Source organism: Streptomyces sp. NPDC059900, from assembly GCF_050270335.1.
In the GTDB taxonomy this organism is placed as follows: Bacteria; Actinomycetota; Actinomycetes; order Streptomycetales; family Streptomycetaceae; genus Streptomyces.
In genome coordinates this window covers 1-4226 of record NZ_JBNNJZ010000650.1, presented here as the reverse complement: position 1 = coordinate 4226, position 4226 = coordinate 1, and the positions used below count along the sequence as shown (strand labels likewise).

The following is a 4226-nucleotide window of genomic DNA, read 5'->3' as shown; positions in this document are numbered from 1 at the left end:
GTACAGTCCAGGGTGTCGACGGTCCAGGCGAGCGGCTCCATGCCCAGCTCGGCGCCCAGCTGGAAGGCGTTGCGGTTCCAGGCGCCGTAGGGGGCGCGGAACCAGGCGGGGGGTTCGCCCACGGCCTCCTCGACGACTTCGCAGGTGCGCTCGATCTCCACCCGCATCGCGCTCCGGCTCATTTTCGGCAGGAGCGGATGGGACCAGGTGTGGTTGCCGATCAGATGCCCGTCGTCGGCCATCTCGCGCAGCAGGTCGCGGTTGTCGGCGGCCATCTCGCCGCAGACGAAGAACATGGCGCGGACGTCGTGGCGGCGCAGGGTCTGCAGGATGCCCGGCGTGTAGCGGGGGTCGGGCCCGTCGTCGAAGGTCAGGACCATGGTGCGGTCCTTCCCGTCCATGCGCAGGATCGGTTCCCTGCGGACGCGGGGCATGCGGCGCGCGGCATGCGGGGGGCCGTTGCCCGCCATGGGCTGGAGGCGGTAGGCGGAGGGCGCCTGGGCGCGTGCGGCGGGCGGGCCGCCGGCCGCGGCGCCGCCGGAAGCCGTGGGGGCCGCGGGAGCCGGTGTGCCCGGCCGCTCCGTGGCCGCGCAGCCGGCGGTCGCGGCCAGACCGAAGACAGCGGCGCCGCGCAGGAGTGCGCGGCGCCCTGGAGTCATCTGATCCTTTTTCATGACTAATCCGTCGCATGGCGGAAGCCCGGCGCGGAACACCAACACCACGGCACCCCGCGAAAGCACCCGATGGGACCAGCACGAACAGGAGCGGATCAGCGGCGGCGCACGAGCGGGAAGGGCAGCGTCTCCCGGATCGTCAGGCCGGTGAGGAACATGACCAGGCGGTCGACGCCGATGCCGAGCCCTCCGGTGGGCGGCATCGCGTACTCCAGGGCGTCGAGGAAGTCCTCGTCCAGTTCCATCGCCTCCGGGTCTCCCCCGGCGGCGAGCAGCGACTGCGCGGTGAGGCGGCGGCGCTGCTCGACGGGGTCGGTCAACTCCGAGTAGGCGGTGCCCAGTTCGGTGCCGAAGGCGACCAGGTCCCAGCGCTCGGCGAGGCGCGGGTCCGTGCGGTGCTGGCGGGTCAGCGGTGAGACGTCGGTCGGGAAGTCCTTGTAGAAGGTGGGCAGCTTCGTCTTCTCCTCGACGAGCCGCTCGTACATTTCGAGGACGACGTCACCGCGGGCGTCGTCGGGCTTGTACGGGACGCCGGCGCGATCGCACAGCCCCTGGAGCCGCGGCAGCGCGGTGTCCGCGTCGACCTCCTCGCCGAGCGCCTCGGAGATCGCCCCGTAGACCGTCTTGACCGGCCACCGCCCGGAGATGTCGTGCTCGGTCAGGCGTCCCCGGGTGTCGGCCTTGCGGGCGATCGGTGCGCCGAAGGCGGCGGTGGCCGCGCCCTGGATGAGTTCGCGGGTGAGGTCGAGCATCACGTCGTAGTCGGCGAACGCCTGGTAGGCCTCCAGCATCGTGAACTCGGGGTTGTGCTTGTAGCTCACGCCTTCGTTGCGGAAGGTGCGGCCCATCTCGAAGACCTTCTCCATGCCGCCGACGCAGAGCCGCTTCAGATACAGCTCGGGCGCGATGCGCAGATAGAGGTCGAGGTCGTAGGCGTTGATGTGGGTGGTGAAGGGGCGGGCGTTGGCGCCGCCGTGGATCTGCTGGAGCATCGGCGTCTCGACCTCCAGATAGCCGCGGTCCAGGAGTCCCTGCCGCAGCGCCTGTACGGCGGTGGAGCGGGCCCGGACGACGTCGCGGGCCTCCGGGCTCGCCACCAGGTCGAGATAGCGGCGGCGGACCTTGGCCTCGGGGTCGGCGAGTCCGCGGCGCTTGTCGGGCAGCGGGCGCAGGCACTTGCCGGTGAGGTGCCAGGAGGTGACGAAGACGGTGAGCTCGCCCTTGTCGCTGGTGCCGACCGTGCCGGTGGCGGTGATGTGGTCGCCGATGTCGGTGCCGGACGCGAAGCGGTCCAGAACGCCGGGGCCCGAACGGTCGCGCGACAGGGCGAGCTGCCGGTCCCCCGACCAGTCGCGCAGGACGGCGAAGACGACCCCGCCGAAGTCGCGTACGAGCATGACGCGGCCCGCGACCGTGACCTGCTCCCCCGTCAGGGCGGGCAGCACCTCGGCCAGGGTGTGGGTGCGCGGCGGGAGGCCCACCGGGTAGGGCTCGACGCCGTCGGCGCGCAGCCGGTCGAGCTTGCGGTGGCGCACGCGGACCTGGTCGGGCAGTGCGGCCAGCGGGTCGGTGTCCGCGTCGTCCCCCTGGCCCGCGAGGCCGAGTGCGGAGATCGGCGGGAGTCCCGCCGTGCTCGCGGGCTTGGTGACGCCCCTGGTCCCGTGGCCCTTGCCCCAGAGCTTGCGCAGCGAGGGCACGGAGACGAAGCCTTCGGCGATGCCCGACGCCAGGCTGATCCGGGCGAGGGCTCCGGCGTCTCCGTAACAGATGAAGCGGGGATACCACTCGGGGTGGTACTTGGCGTTGGAGCGGTAGAGGGCTTCGAGCTGCCACCACTTGGAGAAGAAGAGGAGCAGCCCACGCCACAGGCGCAGGACGGGCCCGGCGCCGATGCGGGCGCCCTCCTCGAAGACCGAGCGGAACACGGCGAAGTTCAGGGAGATGCGGCGCACCCCCGACTTGCCCGCGCCCTCGCACAGCTCGGCGACCATGAACTCCATGACGCCGTTGGGCGCGGTGGCCCGGTCGCGGCGCATCAGGTCGAGGGAGATGCCGTCCTTGCCCCAGGGGACCAGGGAGAGCAGGGCGATGAGCCGGCCGTCGGCGTCCAGGGCCTCGACGAGCAGGCAGTCGCCGTCCTCGGGGTCGCCGAGGCGGTCCAGGGCCATCGAGAAGCCGCGCTCGGTCTCGGTGTCCCGCCAGGCGTCCGCCTTGTCGATGATCTCCTCCATCTCCTCGTCGGTGAGGGTGGAGTGGCGGCGGATGCGGGTGGTGGCGCCGGTGCGCCGGACGCGGTTCACGGCCTGCCGGGTGACGCGCATGTCGCGCCCGTCCAGGTCGAAGTCCGCCACGTGCAGGATCGCCTCGTCGCCGAGCTGGAGCGCGCCGAGCCCGCAGCGTGCGTAGGCGGTGGCGCCCTCCTCGGAGGCGCCCATCACGGCCGGGGCCCAGGCGTACTGCCGGGCCACGTCGAGCCAGGCGCCGATCGCGTGCGGCCAGGCCTCGCGGTCGCCGACGGGATCGCCGCTGGCCAGGCAGACGCCCGCCTCGACGCGGTAGGTGACGGCGGCCTTGCCGCTGGGCGAGAAGACCACGGCCTTGTCGCGCCGGGTGGCGAAGTAGCCGAGGGAGTCCCGGGCACCGTATGTGCCCAGGAGGGCGCGGATGCGGGGTTCCTCGTCGCCGTGCAGGGCGGCTTCCATGCGCTGGGAGCGGAAGAGGGTCGCCGCGGCGTTCAGGAGCGCGAGGGCGCCGAACAGACCGAGCCAGAAGTGCAGGGCGCGCGGTGGCCTGCCGTCGAAGTAGTCGCCGCCGGTGAAGAGCCCGCCGCAGACGCGGTCCGCCGCCCACAGCAGTGCCTGGCCGCGCGGCAGCGTCCCCGGGAAGAGCGCGACGAGACCCCAGCCGAGCAGGACCGCCAGGGCGAGGCCCGCCACGAGTACGAGGACGGCCCGCCGGACGGCGCCGCGGCGGGAGTCCGCGGAGAACTCCTTGCGGGCCATGACCAGCAGGACGAAGGCGACGGAGCAGACGATCAGGGAGGGCAGCGAGTCCGCCCAGAAACCGAGGGCGATGCCGAGCACGTCGAAGGCGAGGAGCAGCCCCAGGTAGATGATGACCAGCCACCACGCGACCTTCTTGCGGGCTGCTGTCGCCGCGGCGAGAAGGAAGAGGAAGACGGCGTACGCCAGGTTCGGGCTCACCGGGACCGTGAGGAGGTCCAGGACGCGCACCAGCGGGCGCAGGAGATGACGCAGCGGGGCGATGATCGCCAGGACCGCGCAGAAGAGACCCAGGATGCCGAAGAAGGCGGCGAACCCCTCCGGCACGCGTCCCAGGAAGCGGTCTCTCGCGTGCCGCGGCGGCGCGGTGGCGGCACTCTCCACGCTGGTGCTCATGAACCGACCCTAGGAAGGGTCGGGCCGCGTCGCTCGTCGAGCCGGGGCGCCGCCTGCCCGCAACGGAGGCCGGCGACATGGGGCGTTCACCGTTCTCGAGCTTGCGATAGAGGGACAGGCTCACGAACATGCGTCGCGCCACGTCGTCCTGGGT

Annotated in this window: 2 protein-coding genes; both read right to left on the bottom strand. The window is 72.2% G+C overall.

The window, feature by feature from the left end:
- A partial coding sequence (locus ACQKIP_RS41205) for a polysaccharide deacetylase family protein (protein WP_427745356.1) occupies positions 1-674 on the bottom strand: 674 nt, incomplete at its 3' end.
- Between the two features lie 95 nt (positions 675-769).
- On the bottom strand, positions 770-4072 hold the full coding sequence (gene lysX / locus ACQKIP_RS41200) for a bifunctional lysylphosphatidylglycerol synthetase/lysine--tRNA ligase LysX (protein ID WP_365865133.1): 3303 nt from the start codon (positions 4070-4072) through the stop codon (positions 770-772).
- Between the last annotated feature and the right edge of the window lie 154 nt (positions 4073-4226).

Coding starts and splice junctions, on each gene's coding strand:
- lysX (WP_365865133.1), bottom strand. CDS start 4,072: ATGAGCACCAGCGTGGAGAGTGCCGCCACCGCGCCGCCGCGGCACGCG.